Raw genomic sequence first — 19,191 nt, forward strand, 5'->3', positions numbered from 1 at the left:
TCCACTTTTACGGGGGAAGATCAAACGCGGCCAGCGCAGACTTGCGACGCTCGTTGATGGGGCCATCCGTGGCGACCACTTCCACAAAGACCAGCAAAGGATGTTCGCCGTCGATATCGGCAAGGATCACGTCGGGTAGGTTCTTGTCCGCCTGCCGATCCTTCGGGCCATGTCGTCGTAGCGGGCCACGACCTTCGCCCCGCTCTCTGAAACAAACAGGACTGTAGGACTGGCTAGGAACCTTGGGGCGAACTCCTCGATCACCGCCTTGGTGATGACCGAACTCGGACCAGGCTTCATGCGCTGAGTTTCGCCATTGGGGAAGTTGACCAAGACCTGATCGTCCGCTTGGCTGGCGCCGCCGCGCACGATGGCGATCCGCGCCAACGCCCCGGCGTTCAGATGCGCCCGGCTCCAAGCCGTAATGGCCGACACCAGAACATCGCCTTCAAGGGTAGGATCGAACAGATCTGCGAAATCTTTCCGAAGTGCATACCGCGGCTTGCTGGAGGTAGTAGGCAGGTCGGTGCGTTCAATCACTGCTCCCATTGCGACCAAACCCTCGCGCAGAGTTTCATCGCGGATCGGTTCGCGCGTATTGTCTTGATACCAGCGGACGCCCTCCGCGAAGCCGCCCGGCTTAAGAATGTCGGCGGCATAGGTTTGACGAGCCGCGTCCGATGCGTCGGGCGTCGCCTTGATATCCGTCATGCGATAGACGTGTTTGGGGCCGAGCCAGCCCTCTTCTCCTTCGACCGCCCCGATGTAGAGGGCGGTGAACACCGTGCTGGCGGCCAACATCCGGGTGCAATAGGCACGGTGCGGCGTTCCTTCAGGGAAGATTGCCTGAAGACGCGCATGAACCTCATCGCGGCTGGGCAAAGACCTCATGCCGCCGCCTCAACATAGAGCGCACGCAAGGCTGCTTCGAAGGCCGTAAGGTCGGCGTCTTTCTTCAATAGGGGTTCAAGCGCTGTCATATCAGCAGCGGTCGGGAGGGGCACAGCTTCGAGTTCGAAGGCGGAGACCGCCACGCTGCCGCTGATGCATCGAAACACCTCGTCGACGACCTTGCTGTTCAGCACAGCCGCCAGCAAAGCCGGCGATACCTTGGGTCGGCCGACAGGACGGATCATGTTGAGATGATTTTCGACAACGACCGCCTTGTGCGTCCGTATGAAGGCTGCAGGCAGTTCAGCCGCGATCAATCGGCGCTCCTGCTCCTTGGACGTCGTACGTTGGACCAAGACGCAAGGCTCCCGCGTCAGCAGCCATTGGTCGCCGGTACGAATTTCGAACCAGGGGGCATGATTGCGCTTCTCAGCACGGAAGCCGAAGCGACCATCGGCGCTGACCGCCTCAGCCCATATCAACGGATGGCGACCGCGTCCGGCGCGTTCACAGAGTTGATCCTTGAACCGGTTCCAGACGAGAGGGCCTGTCGAAACCCTGTAGCCCCAACCCGACAGACGCGTCGTCATCCGCGAGGCCGCTGCCGCAAGGATCGACTGATCGGGCGACCGTGGAGCCAGCCAAGGCGCATCCAGAGATTTGGGAAGACTGATTGCTCCATTGCGGACGAGAACGGCTTCGCGTTCATTCTCGAGAGTCACATAATGCACTTGGGCCGCGCCTGACTTGGCGCCCTTGCGAAACACCGTGAGCATTGTTTCCTGCAAGGCGTCTTCGAACACCCCTTTTCGGCTATGCACGAAATCGATCGCCTCAGGAGGCGCATCTTCGGCCAGCAAGCGGCGCAGCGCCGAAAAATACTGCCCACCCAAAACGCTGGTCGGGGTCAGATAAGCGATGACGCCTTTTGGTCGTGTCCAACGAAGAGCGATATCCGTGAAAACGCCGTAGAGATTGGCGTGACCGTAGAGACTGCGCGCAAATCGTTGCCTTTGCTCGGGCGTGAGACGGACCCGGCCATAAGGCGGATTGCCGATAACGAGATCATAGTCGGCCTTCGGAGCGCGCTCCAAGGTATCAACGACTTCAATGACTCGGGGCGCGTTCCGGCGAGCAGCGCGTGATAAGGGAGCTAACGCGAGATCAAGAGCTGTCTGAGCAAAACCCGCTGCATATGGGTCTAACTCCAATCCTTTAAATCGACGCTCGATCTGGCTGAGAATGACACGTGGTTCTGCCCCATCCAAGGCCGCGACCATTCGAGTAACGACTGGAAGAAGAAGGGCGCCGCCGCCCACGGCAGGGTCAAGAACACGCGCCTTCGCCCAGTCCACGCCAGCTTCTTCGGCCAGCGCAATCAAACGACTGACGAGCGCGGGCGGTGTGTAGAACGCCCCTAGCGTGCCGCGATCATGAGAACTCAGCATCACCGTATAGAGCGACGACAAGCTATAGGCCGCCTCCTCCAGTGGAAGCGCGGCTGCTGCGTCACCTAGAGCATCTGCCATTCCGCGCGCCGTCGCATCCAGCAAACCGAATGGCGTTGCCGGTGGTGTGTTCAACTTCAGATCAGGTTCGACAAGAAGCGCTAAACGGTCAAAAGCACGACGCACAAACACGGCCGACATCTCGCGACGCTGCGGCTCTGGCGTAGCGGCGATCCAAACGCGCGCTAACGTCCGAATTCGCGCAAGTTCATATCGAGCGACCTCAGGTTCGACCTCCATGGCCAAAGGTCGAACGATCAGCTTCAGATTAGCGCTCATCAGCTTTGCCACCAGATTCGTTCTTGAATCGTTCCAGTGTTAGAACGGAGCTTGAGTTTCAACAAATTGCTGGTCAACCTGAAGCTTGGATGGACCTCCTACCGCAGCTGGCCCCTCAATCCTCGTCCATTTTCAGGGCGGCGATGAAGGCTTCCTGCGGGATCTCGACCTTGCCGAACTGGCGCATGCGCTTCTTGCCGGCCTTCTGTTTCTCCAGCAGCTTCTTCTTGCGGGTGGCGTCGCCGCCGTAGCATTTCGAGGTCACGTCCTTGCGCAGGGCGCGGACGGTCTCGCGGGCGATGATCTTGCCGCCGATGGCCGCCTGGATCGGGATCTGGAACAGGTGGGGCGGGATCAGTTCCTTCATCTTCTCGACCATGCCCCGGCCGCGCGTCTCGGCGCGGGCGCGGTGGACCAGCATGGACAGGGCGTCCACCGGCTCGGCGTTGACCAGGATGGACATCTTCACCAGGTCGCCGACCTTGTATTCGGTGATCTCGTAGTCGAACGAGGCATAGCCCTTCGAGATCGACTTCAGTCGGTCGTAGAAGTCGAACACCACCTCGTTCAGCGGCAGCTCATAGACCACCATCGCCCGGTTGCCGACGTAGGACAGTTCGATCTGCTGGCCGCGACGGTCCTGACACAGCTTGATGACGCCGCCCAGGTACTCGTCCGGGGTCAGGATGGTGGCCTTGATCCAGGGTTCGGCGATGGTCTCGATCTGCATCACGTCGGGCAGGTCGGCGGGGTTATGCAGGTCGATTTCGGAGCCGTCGCGCAGGCCGATCTTGTAGACGACGGACGGCGCCGTGGCGATCAGGTCGAGGTTGAACTCACGGCTCAGGCGCTCCTGAATGATCTCCAGGTGCAGCAAACCCAGGAAGCCGCAGCGGAAGCCGAAGCCCAGGGCCGCCGAGCTCTCCATCTCATAGGTGAAGGAGGCGTCGTTCAGGCGCAGCTTGCCGATCGCGGCGCGCAGATCCTCGAAGTCGGCGGCGTCCACCGGGAACAGGCCGCAGAAGACCACCGACTGGACTTCCTTGAACCCCTTCAGCGGTTCGGCGGTCGGCTTCTTCTCGTCGGTGATGGTGTCGCCGACGGCGGCGTGGGCGACTTCCTTGATCTGGGCGGTGATGAAGCCGACCTCGCCGGGGCCGAGTTGATCGACCGGCGTGTTCTTGGGCAGGAAGACGCCGACACGGTCGATCAGGTGGGTCGAGCCGTTGCGCATCATCTTGACCCGCATGCCGGTCTTCAGCACGCCGTCGAAGACGCGCACCAGCACGACGACGCCGAGGTAGGGGTCGTACCAGGCGTCGACCAGCATGGCCTTCAGGGGCGCATTCACATCCCCCTTGGGCGCCGGCAGCTTGGTGACGATGGCCTCAAGCACCTCCTCGATGCCGATGCCGGACTTGGCGCTGGCCAGGACGGCTTCGGAGGCGTCGATGCCGATCACGTCCTCAATCTGGGCGCGCACGCGGTCCGGCTCGGCGGCCGGCAGATCGACCTTGTTCAGGACCGGGACGATCTCGTGGTTGTTGTCGATGGCCTGATAGACATTGGCCAGGGTCTGGGCCTCGACTCCTTGCGAGGCGTCCACGACCAGCAGCGAGCCTTCGCAGGCGGCCAGGGACCGGCTGACCTCATAGGCGAAGTCCACGTGGCCCGGCGTGTCCATCAGGTTCAGGATGTATTCCTCGCCGTCCCTGGCCTTGTAGGTCAGGCGCACGGTCTGGGCCTTGATGGTGATGCCCCGTTCCTTCTCGATCTCCATATTGTCGAGCACCTGCTCGGACATCTCGCGCGCGGTCAGGCCGCCGGTGTGCTGGATCAGGCGGTCGGACAGGGTCGACTTGCCATGGTCGATGTGCGCGACCACGCTGAAGTTGCGAATGTTCGAGATCGGGGGAGTCGTCATCCGCGCGCCCCTATCACGCGCGGGCGCCGGGGACCAGACGCGGCACGATCCGGCCCCGATCAACAGGCGTATTACAGCTTTGCAATGATGGCGTTTGTCTTTGAGCGCGGCCCTGTGACGCGATAAGGAGACAGCCATCGCCTGATCGCTCTTCAAGGACGTTTTTCCGTGCTCCAGACGACCCGACCCACTCTCTTGGCCGGTGCGGCCGTTCTGGCCGTCCTGCTGCTGGCCGGCTGCGGCGGCGGAGACGACAAGAAGGCCGACGGCAAGGAGGCGGCCGGCGCGCGCCAGACCGTGACCGCCGCGACCGTGACCCAGATCAACCTGGCCCGCACGGTCAGCGCCTCGGGCTCCGTCTCCGCCTGGGAAGAGGTGCCGGTGGCGGCCGAGACCGGCGGCCTGACCGCCGTCGCCGTCTATGTGGACGAAGGCTCCTACGTGCGTCAGGGCCAGCCGCTGGTGCAGATGAACGACGTCCTGCTGCGCGCCCAGCTGCGCCAGCAGCAGGCCCAGGTGCAACTGGCCGAGGCCAATGTGGCCCGTGACAACGCCGCGCTCGATCGCGCGCAGCAGCTGAAGGAACGCGGCTTCCTCAGCCAGGCGTCGCTGGACACGGCCCTCGCCAATCAGCGCAGCTCGAACGCCAATCTGGCCGCCGCCCGCGCGGCCCTCAGCCAGACCCAGACCCAGTTGTCGCAGGCGACCATCCGCGCGCCCGTCAGCGGCCTGATCATCAGCCGCAGCGTCACCAAGGGCCAGATCATCGCCGCCGGAACTGAGCTGTTCCGCATGGTTCGCGACGGCCGGCTTGAGCTGGACGCCCAGGTGCCGGAGACCGAACTGTCGCTGGTGCGCGCCGGTCAGTCCGCGATCGTGACTTCCAGCGAGGCCGGCCAGACCACCGGCTCGGTCCGCATCGTCACGCCCGAGGTCAATGCGCAGACCCGCCTGGGCCTGGCCCGCATCTCCCTGGCGCCCGGCGCCCAGCTGCGGCCCGGTATGTTCGCCCGCGCCGAGATCGCCGTCGGCGATCAGCCCGCCCTGGTCGTGCCGGCCTCGGCGGTCGTCTATCGCGAGGCCAAGGCCGGGGTCTATGTCGTGGCTCAGGGCGATGTCGTCCGCTTCGTCCCGGTCACGACCGGGGTTCGCAGCGGCGACCGCGTCGCGGTCACGGGCGTCCAGGCCGGTCAGCGCGTCGTCGTGCAGGGCGCAGGCTTCCTGGGCGAAGGCGACCATGTGACGGTGGCCCCGGCGACCGCCGCGCCCCAGCCGGCGACGCCCGCCGCCCCTGCCCCCGCGCCTGCCGCCGCGCGCTAAGGAACCGGACCGATGGGCTTTCAGAACATCTCGTCCTGGTCGATCAGGAACCCGATCCCCATCGTCCTGCTGTTCGTCGTCCTGACGATCGCGGGGACGATGAGCTATTTCAAGCTCAGGACGAACAACTTCCCCGACGTGGATCTGCCGGTCGTCGCCGTGACGGTGGTCCAGGCCGGCGCGGCCCCGACCGAGATGGAGACCCAGGTCACCCGGCTGGTCGAGGATGCGGTGGCGGGCCTGGGCTCGGTCAAGCACATCACCTCGGTCGTCAACGAGGGCGTGTCCACCACCTCGATCGAGTTCCAGTTGGGCGTGAACCTGGAGAAGGTCACCAACGACGTCCGCAACGCCGTCAGCGGCATCCGACAGAACCTGCCCGCCGACGTGCAGGAACCGATCGTCCAACGCATCGAGTTCACCGCCATCCCCTTCGCCAACTATGTGGTGCGGGCGCCGGGCATGAGCCCCGAGGAGCTGAGCTGGTTCGTCGACAACACCGTGGCCAAACGCCTGCTGTCGGTGCGCGGCGTCAGCCAGATCAGCCGTGACGGCGGCGTCAGCCGTGAAATCCGCATCAAGCTGGACCCCGCGCGGCTGGCCGCGTCGGGCGTGACGGCGGCCCAGGTGTCGAACCAGCTGCGCGCCTCCAACATCAACCTGCCGGGCGGCCGCGGCGAGATCGCAGGCGAGGAGCAGGCCATCCGCACCGTCGGTTCGGCCAAGTCGGTCGAACAGCTGCGCGAGACCCTGATCCCCATCGGCAGCCGCAGCGTGCGCCTGGGCGACCTGGGCCAGATCACCGACGAATGGTCCGAGCCGCGCGGCCGCGCCCGCTTCAACGGTCAGGAAGTCGTCGGCTTCGGCGTCTCGCGCGCCATCGGCTCGTCCGAGGTGGACGTCTATGACCGCGTCAAGGCCGAGATCGAGAAGCTGGACCAGGAGCGCGGCGACGTCGCCATCGAGGAGGTGGCCAACACCACAGAGGACGTCGTCAACAACTTCCACGCCTCGGTCGAGACGCTGGTGCTGGGCGCCCTGCTGGCGATCGCGGTCGTCTTCATCTTCCTGCGGGACTGGCGCGCGACCCTGATCGCGGCGGTGGCCATGCCGCTGTCGCTGATCCCGACCTTCTGGGTGATGGACCTGACGAACCAGTCGCTGAACGTCGTGACGCTGCTGGCCCTGTCGCTGACCATCGGCATCCTGGTGGACGACGCCATCGTGGAGATCGAGAACATCGTCCGCCACATCCGCGACGGCAAGGCCCCCTACCCCGCCGCCATCGAGGCGGCCGACGAGATCGGCCTGGCGGTCATGGCGACGACGGCGACCCTGGTGGCGGTGTTCGCCCCCACCGGCTTCATGCCCGGCGTCGTGGGCCAGTTCTTCAAGAGCTTCGCCATCGCCACCTGCGTGAGCGTTCTGTTCTCTCTGCTCGTGGCGCGGACCCTGACGCCCCTCATGGGCGCCTATCTGCTGAAGCGCGACCAGGGCAAGGAGCATAAGGAGCCCTTCTGGATGGGGCCCTATCTGAAGGCCCTGAACTGGGCGCTGGGCGACGACTGGCGCAAGCGCAGGGCCGACCACCACCCGCGCGCAAGCTGGTTCCGCCGCAAGGTCGCGGACCGGATGTTCGATCACCGGCTGTGGGTGCTGGGGATGGGGGTCCTGTTCTTCTTCCTGTCGATCTTCATGGCGACGAAGCTGCCGGGCGAGTTCATCCCGGTCGAGGACATCTCGCGCTCCACCGTGACGGTGCAGTTGCCGCCGGGCGCGACCCTGGCCGAGACGGATTCGGCCGTGCAGCGCATCAACCGCGAACTGATGAAGCGGCCCGAGGTCGAGTCGGTCTATTCGTCCGTCGGTTCGGCGACGACCAGCTTCGGCCCCGGCGGCGGTGGATCGGCCGGCGAGGTGCGCAGCGCCAACCTGACCGTCAATCTGGTCGGGCGTTGGGACCGCAAGCTGAGCCAGCAGGAATTCGAACGCGACATGGGACCGGTGTTGCGCCAGATCCCTGGCGCGCGGATCCAGTTCGGCGTCGCAGGCGGCGGCGGCGGGTCCAGCCTTCTGACCATCGCCCTGGTCGGCGACGATCCCAATGTGCTCGAGCCCGCGGCCGCCAAGGTCGAGCGCGAGATGCGCAGCATTCCCGGCCTGTCCAATGTGGTGTCCTCTGCCTCGCTCGTGCGGCCGGAAATCCTGGTCACGCCGCGCGCCGATGTCGCCGCCCTGCAAGGGGTGTCGACCCAGGACATCAGCCAGGTGGCGCGCGTCGCCACCCTGGGCGACGCCGATCAGCTGTTGCCCAAGTTCAATCTGGGCGACCGTCAGGTGCCGATCCGGGTCATGCTGACGGAACAGGCGCGCTCGGATCTGGGCGTGCTGGAGAACCTTCAGGTGCCGACGGCGTCGGGCGCGACGGTGCCCCTGTCGGCGGTGGCGGACATCAGCTTCGGCGCAGGACCCAACCAGATCAATCGTCTGGACCGACTGCGGGTGGCCAACATCACCGCCGAACTGAGCGGCCTGACCCTGAGCCAGGGCACCCAGGCGGTGAACGCCCTGCCCGCGATCAAGTCCCTGCCGCAGGGCGTCAGCCAGAAGCCGTCCGGCGACGCCGAAAGCTTCCAGGAGCTGGGCATGGGCTTCGCCTTCGCCATCATCACCGGCATTCTGCTGATGTATGTCGTGCTGGTCCTGCTGTTCAAAAGCTTCTTCCACCCGATCACCATCCTGGCGGCGCTTCCCGTGTCGTTCGGCGGCGCCTTCTTCCTGCTGCTGGTGACGGGCAAGTCGCTGTCCATGCCGGCCCTGATCGGCATCATCATGCTGACCGGGATCGCGGCGAAGAACTCCATCCTGCTGGTCGACTACGCCATCATGGCGATCGACAAGGGGATGAACCGCCACGACGCCCTGATGGACGCGGCCCACAAGCGGGCGCGGCCGATCATCATGACGACCATGGCGATGGGCCTGGGGATGCTGCCCATCGCGGCGGCGTTCGGCGAAGGCACCGCCTTCCGCTCGCCCATGGCCATCGCGGTCATCGGCGGGCTGATCACCTCGACCGCCCTGTCGCTGTTGTTCGTGCCGGTGGTGTTCAGCCTGATCGACGGGGTCAAGCGCCGCCTGGAAGGCCGGTTGGACAAGATGTTCCACGGCCAGCACGGTCACGAAGAGCCGACGACGACGCAAGATCGTTCGGCCTGATCGGCCCAAGACCGAAACGACCAAGGCCCGGCGGAGCGATCCGACCGGGCCTTTCTCTTGGCGGTGTGGTGTGAGTCGGCGCTAAGGCGCAACGGGCGCGCTGGGCCAGGACAGGCGGGCGATCGCGCCGGGCGAAGAGGGTCGCAGTGACCAGTCTCCGCCGAGCTGGCGAGCCAGGGCGGTGATAATCCGCAGGCCCAGGCTGGTCGGTTCGGCGGCCGTATCCTCGCCCACGCCCACGCCGTCGTCGGCGATGGTCAGGGTGCGCACCGCGCCGTCGTCGCACAGGTCGATCGTGATCCGGCCGGGCCGATCGGGAAAGCCATGCTCCAGCGCGTTGTTGACGCATTCCAGCATGATCAGCACCACGGGCGTGGCCTCCTCGGCCGACAGGACCACATCGCCGCCGGAGATGGAGACGACCACGTCGTCTCGCGCGGCCGCCGTCAGCGCATCGTCGACGATCGATCGCGCCACATCGTGGAAGGCCGTCTTCTTCTGATCGGCGTCGGCCAGACTGCGCTGGATGCGGGCGACCAGACCGGTGCGGGCCGAGGCGTCGGTCAGGGCCTTTTTCGCGCCCGGATCGACGGTGGTGCGCGCCTCCAGCTTCAGCAGGGCGCTGACCATCTGGATGTTGTTCGACACCCGGTGCTGCACTTCCCGGAGCAGGATGTCGCGGCTTTCCGCCAAGGCGGTGCTGCGCTCGACCTCGCGCGCCAGCTTGGCCGACGCCTTGTCCATGCCGACGATGAAGAAGATGTCGACGGCGACGACGAAGGCGTAAAAGCCGATGGCGACGAAGGTCGCGACGCCCAGGTCGAAGCCCGGCGGGCCGATCCAGAACCACCAGGCCGACAGGCCCGACAAGGTCGCCGTCAGGATCGCAGGCCGCAGGCCCGCATAGTAGGCGACCAGCACCACGGCCGGAAAGAAGGTCAGATAGGGAAAGCCCGGCGGAAACCAGTGCGCCAGGCCGTAGCGCAGGCCAAACGCGACCAAAAAGGCGACGACGGCCAAGGCGTATCCGCGCCAGGCTGGATTTCGAAACTTCTGGTGACGCATTCGCTTCCTCAGTGGACGCAGGGCGTCGTTAAAATCGTGTATCGGGCAGTCTAACGTCCGCGTCTAGAACAGTTCGGCGCCCGGAACCCGTTGATCGACCGAAACCCAGGCCGACTCCCCGTCTCGACATCGCCGGGTCGCGCCCGCTGTCAGGCCTGATTGCAAAAGATAAAGGGCCGGCCGGTCGCCCGGTCGGCCCTTCGTCGGTCAGCCTTGCGGCGAAGCGATCAGTATTTGACCTTTAGCGTCACGCCGTAGGTGCGCGGGGCGCCGAGGTAGGCGTTGTAGGTCGCCGTGTCGGTGGCGATGTTGTAGTAGGTGCCGTTCGCTTGCGGCGTCGTGGTGTTGGTGAAGGCCGTACCCTGCAGCGGCGCGGCGAAGCCGACCTGGGTGTATTCTTCTTCCAGCAGGTTCTGGCCCCAGACTTCCAGCGTCCAGCGCTCATCCGCCGACCCGATCGAGACCCGGCCGTTGACGACGGTGAAGGCGTCCTGGTTCTTGTACGGCAGCAGGTCCGAGCCGGTGTTGTATTCGGTCGAATACTTGGCCGACAGGTTGAAGCCGCCGCGCAGGCCGCCGCCCAGTTCGCGGTCGAACGCCAGGGCGCCGGTCAGCGACCATTCCGGAGCGAAGGACGCACGCGCGCCCGGCAGCAGCGACAGCTGCGGGAAGCGGCCGGGGCTGGACAGGTCGCCGGCGCCGAACTGGCCGTATTTGGCGTCGGTGTAGGTCACGCCGCCCTGGAAGCTTAGGCCCTCCACCGGGGTGAACCAGACCATGTCGGCGTCGACGCCGCGCGAGGTCAGTTCCGGGATCGATTCCACCACGAAGGCGGTGCCCAGGAAGGTGTTCAGCTGGAAGTTCTCGAACTTCTGGTCGAAGTAGGTGACGTTCAGCAGCATGGTGCGGTCGAACAGGGTCGTCTTGACGCCCGCTTCATAGCTGTCGACGGTTTCGGCCTTGAAGAACAGCGAGGCGTCCGGCGTCACGCCCGTCTGCACCCGGTCCATATTGTAGCCCGCGCCCTTGTAGCCGCGCGCATACGAGCCATAGACCATGATCGACGGATTGAAGCGGTAGGACGCCTTGATTGTGCCCGACAGGTCGGTGTCGCTGAATTTCTCCTGGATCCGGCGACCGTCGTACTGCGGGTTGGACCAGGGCAGGCACAGCAGGCCGAGCGCAGCGGCCGGCGTGGCGACGTTGGCGGTGCCGGGGATCGGCGACACGGTGCGGTTGGCCGGGTTCTGATTAGCCAGGGCGCCGCCGCAGGCCGCGCCGTTGGTGCCCAGGTTGTCCTGGATGCCCAGCAGGCGCTTGCTGTCATAAGTGTAGCGCAGACCCAGGTTGATATCGAAGGCCTCGGTCACCCGGTAGGTGTTGTTGGTGAAGACAGCGACCGATTCCGAACGCTGCGAATAGTGGTCTTCATAGGCCTTGCCGACGCCGAAGGTCGGGGCGGCCGCGCTGGGCGGCACCGCGCCGATCACGCACAGCGGCTGACCCGCGGCCGCGCCGGCGGTGCCGACCAGGAAGCCGTTCGGATTGGTGAAGCAGCCCAGGCGCGACGGGCTGGGGCCGCCCACGGCCGCCGGCAGGGACGCCGTCAGCAGCAGGGAGGCGAAGGCGTTGTAGTCCGAGCCATAGACATAGCTGTCGTCGCGATAGACGCCTTCCTTGGTGGCGAACAGACCGACCAGCCAGTCCAGCTTGTCGGACGTGCCGGCCAGGCGGAACTCCTGCGTCAGGTTGTCGACGCCGTAGCCGTTCGAGCCGTCGTTGGCGCGGTACAGGATGTCGGCGCCGGTGTAGTCCGTGTCCATCCCCTGCTGGAACGACCAGTCGCGCCACGAGGTCTGCGACGTCAGGGTGGCGTTGATGCTGGGGAAGTCGATGGTCGCTTCCGCCGACAGACCCATGTCCTCGATCTCTTGCGGCGTCTCGCGGTTCGAATAGGCCAGGCGCGAGAAGGGCACCGTGCCGAAGCCGGCGACCGGCGGACGCTGGCCCGGGCCGTTCGGCGCGGTCAGGGCGGCGATGAAGGCCTGGGTCGGGCCGACGCGCGTCTGCACGGCGACGCAGCAGTATTCCTCGCGCTTGGTGTAGTCGGCGATCAGGCGCACCGAGACGTCGTCGCTGGGCAGGATCAGCAACTGACCGCGCGTGGTCCAGTAGTCCTGGTTCTGGTCGTCCTTGCGGGTGTTGGGGCCGTCGCCGTTGTTGACGTCGTAGAAGCCGTCACGCTCGCGGTGCGCGACGAACAGGCGACCCGCGATCTGGTCGGTCAGGCCGCCCGTGACCGAGACCGAACCGCCGATGGCGCCGAAGTTGCCGCCGGTCAGTTCGCCCGAGATCGACGGATCGAACGACGGACGCTCGGTGATGATGTTGATGACGCCGGCCGAGGTGTTCTTGCCGAACAGGGTGCCCTGCGGGCCCTTCAGGACCTCGATGCGGCTCAGTTCGCCCAGATCGCCGAAGCCGACCGAGTTGCGCGAGCGATAGACGCCGTCGATCACCACGCCGACCGAGCTTTCCAGGCCGGGGTTGTCGCCGACGGTGCCGGCGCCGCGAATACGGACGGTGGTCGAGGCTTCCGACTGGGTCGAGGTGACGGTCATGCCGGGCGTCAGGATCTGCAGATCCTTGATGTCCTGCACGCCCGCGCCGTCCAGGACTTCCTGCGACAGGGTCGTGACCACGATCGGCACGTCCTGCAGGCTCTGTTCGCGCTTCTGGGCGGTGACGATGATGTCGTCGACGCTGGCGGGCGCTTCCTGCGCGGCGGCGACGCTGGCGAAGCCCATGACGGCGGCGCCGATGACGGCGGCGGACACGGTTGTCCTGAGTTGAAGATTGCGGCGCATCGGCGTCCTCCCGGCTGAAGTTGCGACGCCATTGGCGATCGCAGCGTTTCCTGTTCCCTCGACGTCCCCTACGCGGGGGATCATTCGTTGGGGACAGGCTAAGCGCGGTTCGGGCCGACCGACAAGCGAGCGTTGTTACCCGCGACCATTTTTCGCCGTGGATTCGCCTTTGTGTGTCGAGGAAGCGACAGAAAACCCTGACGCTAGGTCAGTTTTTGCCCGTCTTTCGGCCCCAGCGGCTCCACTTCAGGGTGCAGGGCGGCGGGATCCATCTGGCGGCCCCGACCGGCGAAACCCAGCACCAGGGCCGCCGCGATCGCCGACAGGATCGAGCCGCCGATGACGCCCAGTTTGACCTCGACCTGTTCGGGCGAATCGACCGCGCCGGGGAAGGCCAGAACGCCGATGAACAGGCTCATGGTGAAGCCGACCCCGCACAGCAGGGAAACGCCATAGACTTGCAGCCAGCTGGCGCCCGTCGGCCGCGCGCCGATCTTCAGCGCCGAAGCCAGCCAGGCGGCGCCCAGGACGCCGATCTGCTTGCCGACGAGCAGGCCCAGGGCGATGGCGATGACCAGGGGCGCGAACGCCTGCTCCATCGACAGACCGGCGAAGGAGACGCCCGCCTTGGCGAAGGCGAACAGCGGCAGGACCAGGAAGGCGTTCCAAGGGTGCAGATCGTGCATCGCCTCCTTCAGCGGGCTCTGGCCGTCTTCGGCGCGGCCCTTGATCGGCACGATCATGGCGAAGGCCACGGCGGTGAGCGAGGTGCTGAGCCCCGACAGCACCGTCAGATACCAGACCAGGGCGAACCCCAGCACCCAGAAGGGCGCAGGGATGCGGATGCGGTGCGCCGCGACCGCGCCGACGGCCAGCGCGCCCAGCGCCCAGAACAGCGGCGTCCAGTTCGCGCCCTCGCTGAACAGCACGGCGATCAGCGCGATGGCCCCGAGGTCATCGACGATGGCCAGGGTCAGCAGGAAGACCCGCAACGATGACGGCAAGCCCTTGCCGACGAAGCCGAAGATGGCCAGGGCAAAGGCGATGTCGGTCGCCAGCGGGATGGGCCAGCCGGCGTGCGGCGCCCCGATGGCGCCGGACAACAGCAGATAGACCGCCGCCGGCCCCGCCATGCCGCCGAGCGCCGCCAGCACCGGCGTGGCCAGTTTGCGCGGGTCGCTCAGTTCGCCGCGCACGATCTCGTATTTGATCTCCAGCCCCACCACGAGGAAGAAGATCGCCATCAACCCTTCCTTGATCCAGTCGGAGATCGTCTCCTCCAGCCGGATCGGGCCGATCTGCAGGACGTGGTAGCTCTTCAGCCAGGCGAAATAGTCAGCCGACCAGGGCGAGTTGGCGATCGCCACGGCGGCGATGGCGGCCAGCGCCAGCGCCGAGCCGGATGCGGCCTCGGTCTTGAGGAAATCGAGTGTCAGTTTGCGTGCCACGGCGGCCTACTAGCGAACGGAAGTTTCGTCGTGACGCCAGGTTATCGACGGGCGTCGGACCGGATTCGCAAACCAAACTCGGCGCGCCGGCCTGGCCGCACGGGGCGACCTGATGGCTGGGGCCAGAATAGAGGATCAGGCAGGCCAAGCCAAGCCGAAGCAGGCTAGCCGCGCGGGCCGAATAGGATGAGCCCGGCGCCGACCAGACAAACGAGGCCGCCCAGGATGTCCCAGCGATCCGGCGGGGTCTTTTCGACCAGCGCCATCCAGATCAGGGAGGCGCAGATATAGACGCCGCCGTAGGCCGCAAAGGCGCGGCCCGCCGCGTCGCTGGGAACCAGGGTCAGGAGCCAGGCGAAGGCGATCAGGCAGGCGACGCCGGGCGCCAGCCACAGGGGTGAACGATCCAACTTCAGCCAGGCCCAGAAGGCGAAACAGCCGCCGATCTCCGCCAGGGCCGCCAGCGGATAGATCAGCAGGGTTTTCACTCCGGCTTAGCAGCGTCGGCCTTGGCCGCGCGTTCGGCCGCCATCTTGGCCAGGACTCGGCCGCGGCCGCGCGACAGGGCGTGGATGGCGCCGCGCATGGTGGCGACCTCTTGCTCCGAGAAGGCGGCGCGGCCCAGCATGACGCGCAGGTTCTGGCTCATCGAGCGCTTCTTCTCAGGCGGATAGAAGAAGCCGCCGTTTTCCAGCTCTTCCTCAAGGTGCTCGTACATGCCGATCAGAAGCTCCTTCGACGCCGGCGGTTCGCTGTCGCGGAACCGCGGCGGCGGGGCGTCCAGGATCAGGGTGCGCCACTCATAGGCGTTGATCGCCACGGCCTGGGCCAGGTTCAGCGAGTGGTGCTTCGGGTCGATCGGGATGGTGACGATGCCGGCGCACAGGGCGATGTCGGTCGTCTCCAGCCCGGCGCGCTCGCCGCCGAACAAGAGGCCCGTCTTCAGGCCCGAGGCGGTGTCGTCATACAGGACGCGGCTGGCCTCGCGCGGGGTGCGCACGGGCTGGCGCGTCTCGCGCGGGCGGGCGGTGGTGGCGAAGACGGTGTTCAGGTCGGCGATGGCCTCGGCGACGCTGTCGAACACCCGCACCCCGTCCAGCACCCAGTCCGCGCCCGAGGCCGTGGCCCAGGCGCGCTCCTGGGGCCAGCCGTCGCGGGGGCTGACCAGACGCAGGTCCGACAGGCCGAAGTTGGCCATCACCCGCGCCACGGCGCCGATGTTCTCGGCCATCTGCGACTTGTCGAGGATGACGGCGGGAGGTGTCAGCTCGGACAACGCAATCAGTCCTCGCCCACCATGGCGATCCAGGGATCGGCGGTTCCGGCCTCGACCTCGGCGACCTTGACGGCGGGCCAGCCGATGGAGGCGCTACCCGAGGCGGTCCAGGCGGAGACGATGAAGTCGCGCAGTTCGCCGGCGCCCGCCGCCAGACGTTCGTTGACGAAGGCCGCGCCGCGCGGGTCTGCGTCACGGAAGCCGCCGGCCTTTTCAAGGCGATAGAAGGGGATCACGGTGCCGAGCGTCGTGGTCAGATAGGAGACGGTGCGCGCCTTGACGTCGAACCCGTCCAGTTTGGCGGCCGGCATGGCGGCCTCGACGGCGTCCAGACGGGCGACGCGGTTGGTGAACTCACCCTCGAACACGGCGTGGGTTTGGCGCGAGTTGGTGAAGCCTTCCGGGTTCGGGAAGTCGCCCCATCCGTTGTAGTGGATGCTGGTGTGATGCGGTTGCGAGCCGTCGCCGACGTAGTGGCCCATGACGCCGATGTCGCGCAGGATCAGGGCCTCGCGGCGGAGGCGGTCGGCGCGGTACCAAGCCTGACGCTCCATATTGGTCTCACGCTTTTCGGCGGCGTTCAGCACGCGCCAATAGGCGAAGTCGCGGCCCAGCTGCTGCCAGGCGTCCATCATGGCGTAGGGCAGATAGCCGGCGTCATCGACGTCCAGACCGGCCTTGGTCAGGGCGGCGTCATATTCGGACTTCAGGCGCGGCAGGTCGTTGAGGCTCATGCCGCGCTGGTCGTAGACGCGACCCTGGTCGTCAAGGTCGACGAAGTGGGCGGTGTCGCGCTCGCGATCGTGCGGCTGGCCGGCGCCCTTCCAGCGGTCGGGCTCGCGCGCCAGTTCGCCCACATCGGCGATGGCGGCCGGGGTGCGCAGGAAGGCCGGCAGTTCGTCCGGCAGGGCCCGCATCGCGGCCACGCCGATCAGGCGGTGGCCGGTGTTGCCCCAGGCGGTGACGGTGACAGCCGGCGCGGCGACCGCGACGAGGGCCAAGGCGGCGATGGCGAGACGTTTCATGAGGCGACCTCGGAAAGACGGGAAGGCCTCGCTCTAGCGCATCGTCGCCGCCGCCTCCACCGCTAGGTGTCGGCGGTTTCGCGCGGCGACGGCGGGCCCGCCTCGTCCTCGTTCAGGAGGCGGCCTTCGCGACGGGGCTTGATGTAGGGAGCGGGCTGGGGCGTCGGCATATTGCCGCGCATCAGCTGGCGGCCGGCCTTGAGCCCGCCGGTCAGCTGCAGGTCCAGGCGGGCCTCGTCGCGACGGCGCACGTCGCCGATGGTCTCGGCCGCCTCATGCTCGTCCAGCCCCAGTTCGACCAGGGCGCGCTCGCCGAACTTGAGCGCCGACTCGAAGGTCTCGCGGATCTGGTAGTCCACCCCGGCCTGGATCAGGCGCATCGAATGCCCTCGGTCGAAGGCGCGAGCCATGATCCTGGTGGTCGGGAACTCGGACTTGACCAGTTCAACGATGCGATCGGCGGCCTCGGGCTTGTCCACGCAGACCAGGACCATCTCGGCCTCCTCCGCGCCCGACGCGCGCAGGGTGTGCAGCTGGGTGCCGTCGCCGTAGTAGACCTTGAACCCGAACTGGGAGGCGGCCTGGATCATCTCCACGTCGTTCTCGATGATCGACACGTCCACGTCGCGGGCCAGCAGGGGTTGGGACACGACCTGGGCGAAACGGCCGAAGCCGATGATCAGCACCTGGCCGCGCAGGTCCTTGGCGAAATCCACGCCCTCGGCGCTTTCGGCGTCCAAGACCGGCTTGGGCGACAGCCGCGCGATCAGCAGCGAGGTCAGGGGCGTCAGGGCCATCGACAGGATCACCACCGCCGACATCATCGCCCCGATGCGGGCGTCGAACAGGCCGGCGGCGACGGCGGCGCCGTACAGGACGAAGGCGAACTCGCCGCCTTGCGCGAACAGGCCGGCGCGCTCGACCGCCTCATGGTGCGAGGCCTTGAACAGGCGCGCGACGGCATAGATGCCCACACCCTTGACCAGCATGAAGGCCACGACCCCGCCCAGCACCAGACGCCAGTCGGCGACCACGACCGACACGTCCAGCGACATGCCGACGCTCAGGAAGAACAGGCCCAGCAGGATGGCGCGGAACGGCTCGACGTCGGCCTCCAGCTGATGACGGAAGGTGGATTCCGACAATAGGACCCCGGCCAGGAAGGCGCCCATGGCCATGGACAGGCCGCCCAGGGACATGGCCCAGGCGGCGCCGACCACTACCAGCAGGGCCGCCGCCGTCATCACCTCGCGGCCGCCGTACTGGGCCAGCAGGCGGAAGACCGGATTGACCAGATATTTGCCGGCCAGCAGCACACCGCCGACCGCCGCGACCGCGAAGCCGACGGTCTGCCACAGGGGCGGCGCCTGTTCGTTCGCCACGCCCAGCACCGAGGCCAGGACGGCGACGATGGCCAGGAGCGGCACGATGGCCAGGTCTTCGAGCAACAGGATGGAGACCGCCCGCTGGCCGGACCCGCCCGCGATCTCGCCGCGCTCCTCCAGCATCTGCATGATGACCGCGGTGGACGACAGGACAAAGCCCATGGCGCCGACGAAGGCGACGGGCGCGAAGAAGCCGGCCAGCATCGCCGTCAGGGTCAGGATCAGGCCGCAGAACAGCACCTGGGCCGCGCCGAGGCCGAAGATTTCCTTCCTCAGTCCCCACAGACGTTTGGGCCGCATCTCCAGCCCGATGATGAACAGGAAGATGACCACGCCGAACTCGGCGACGTGCAGGATGGTCTCGGGCTCGCGAAACAGCTTCAGGCCGAAGGGACCGATGGCCAGGCCCGCCGCCAGATAGCCCAGCACCGACCCCAGGCCGATGCGCTTGAACACCGGCACGGCGAGCACGCCCGCGGCCAGCAGAGCGGCCGCCGCGCCCAGATCCAGTCCCGTCGTCGCCTCAGCCATCGCATCCCCCAAGCTTGGCTTCTATTGTGGAGGTCTTGGTCTGCGATTGCGAGAGGACACGAAAGACACGCTGAAAGATCATCGTGCGTCGAGGGGGTTCTATCGCCACAGTTTCGCCCCAGGACGACCCGTGACTGGCGACAAGACAACAACCGGAGGAAGCCATGTCACGTGTCATCAGGATCGCGGCCATTTCGCTGCTGAGCGTTTCTTTTGCAGCGCCTCCAGTGGCGCTGCCGTCCGTCGCACTTGCCAAGCCGCTGGATGGCGAACCGACGCCTGCGGCCTGTGGTCCGCTGGGTTTCGACCTGGGCCAGCCCGCTCCGGTCGCTGCGCCTCCGGTGCGGCGTGTGGCGCCGCCTCCCGTGAACATCACGCCAAGCCGTAAGGAAGATCGCGTCGAATATACCGGCCCGCCCGTCAATATACCGGGCCCGCCACCCCCGCCCGCGC

Annotated in this window: 11 protein-coding genes and 2 pseudogenes; 3 read left to right on the forward strand and 10 right to left on the reverse strand. The window is 66.6% G+C overall.

Going from position 1 to position 19,191, the window contains the following annotated elements; all coding sequences use genetic code 11:
- Nucleotides 1-7 precede the first annotated feature (7 nt).
- From VH88_RS00140 to lepA, 3 genes and pseudogenes are all read right to left on the reverse strand, one after another.
- Nucleotides 8-891 (reverse strand): annotated as a pseudogene (locus VH88_RS00140) (BsuBI/PstI family type II restriction endonuclease).
- Nucleotides 888-2,690 (reverse strand): class I SAM-dependent DNA methyltransferase, encoded by a 1,803-nt coding sequence (locus VH88_RS00145; RefSeq protein WP_197070945.1) that lies wholly within the window; start codon nt 2,688-2,690, stop codon nt 888-890. The pseudogene VH88_RS00140 and the gene VH88_RS00145 overlap by 4 nt, the downstream one beginning before the upstream one ends.
- 103 nt (nt 2,691-2,793) lie before the next feature.
- The gene (lepA, locus tag VH88_RS00150) at nt 2,794-4,602 is read right to left on the reverse strand and encodes a translation elongation factor 4 (RefSeq protein ID WP_045809453.1); all 1,809 of its coding nucleotides are present in this window, start codon (nt 4,600-4,602) and stop codon (nt 2,794-2,796) included.
- 168 nt (nt 4,603-4,770) lie between these two features.
- On the opposite strand from lepA, the gene VH88_RS00155 reads away from it, so the two are divergent.
- Together VH88_RS00155 and VH88_RS00160 are read left to right on the forward strand one after the other, a co-directional pair.
- The gene (locus tag VH88_RS00155; protein ID WP_045809454.1) at nt 4,771-5,922 is read left to right on the forward strand and encodes an efflux RND transporter periplasmic adaptor subunit; all 1,152 of its coding nucleotides are present in this window, start codon (nt 4,771-4,773) and stop codon (nt 5,920-5,922) included.
- Nucleotides 5,923-5,934: 12 nt separating this feature from the next.
- Nucleotides 5,935-9,141, forward strand: a complete 3,207-nt coding sequence (locus VH88_RS00160; protein ID WP_045809455.1) for an efflux RND transporter permease subunit — start codon at nt 5,935-5,937, stop codon at nt 9,139-9,141.
- Between the two features lie 81 nt (nt 9,142-9,222).
- On the opposite strand, the gene VH88_RS00165 is transcribed toward VH88_RS00160, so the two are convergent.
- The 7 genes from VH88_RS00165 to VH88_RS00195 form a co-directional block, all read right to left on the reverse strand.
- Entirely contained in the window at nt 9,223-10,206 is a 984-nt protein-coding gene (locus VH88_RS00165; RefSeq protein WP_045809456.1) for a sensor histidine kinase, read from the reverse strand.
- A 227-nt stretch (nt 10,207-10,433) separates the two neighbouring features.
- Nucleotides 10,434-13,073 carry a TonB-dependent receptor gene (locus VH88_RS00170; RefSeq protein ID WP_045809457.1) on the reverse strand — a complete coding sequence of 880 codons (2,640 nt, stop codon included), beginning with the start codon at nt 13,071-13,073 and terminating at the stop codon, nt 10,434-10,436.
- Nucleotides 13,074-13,276: 203 nt separating this feature from the next.
- On the reverse strand, nt 13,277-14,521 hold the full coding sequence (gene nhaA, locus VH88_RS00175) for a Na+/H+ antiporter NhaA (protein ID WP_045809458.1): 1,245 nt from the start codon (nt 14,519-14,521) through the stop codon (nt 13,277-13,279).
- Between the two features lie 164 nt (nt 14,522-14,685).
- On the reverse strand, nt 14,686-15,009 hold the full coding sequence (locus VH88_RS00180) for a YnfA family protein (protein ID WP_045809459.1): 324 nt from the start codon (nt 15,007-15,009) through the stop codon (nt 14,686-14,688).
- Nucleotides 15,006-15,797, reverse strand: coding sequence for an RNA methyltransferase (locus VH88_RS00185; protein ID WP_045809460.1), 792 nt, complete (start codon nt 15,795-15,797; stop codon nt 15,006-15,008). The genes VH88_RS00180 and VH88_RS00185 overlap by 4 nt, the downstream gene beginning before the upstream one ends.
- A gap of 5 nt (nt 15,798-15,802) precedes the next feature.
- A complete protein-coding gene (locus tag VH88_RS00190; RefSeq protein ID WP_045809461.1) occupies nt 15,803-16,822 on the reverse strand; it encodes a S1/P1 Nuclease in 1,020 nt (339 codons plus the stop codon).
- Nucleotides 16,823-16,884: 62 nt separating this feature from the next.
- Nucleotides 16,885-18,738, reverse strand: coding sequence for a monovalent cation:proton antiporter-2 (CPA2) family protein (locus tag VH88_RS00195; RefSeq protein WP_045809462.1), 1,854 nt, complete (start codon nt 18,736-18,738; stop codon nt 16,885-16,887).
- 164 nt (nt 18,739-18,902) lie between these two features.
- Between VH88_RS00195 and VH88_RS16345 the strand changes: the two are divergent.
- Nucleotides 18,903-19,191, forward strand: a pseudogene (locus tag VH88_RS16345) (VWA domain-containing protein); the annotation flags it as partial.

Source organism: Brevundimonas sp. KM4 (assembly GCF_000964075.1).
GTDB lineage: Bacteria > Pseudomonadota > Alphaproteobacteria > Caulobacterales > Caulobacteraceae > Brevundimonas > Brevundimonas huaxiensis.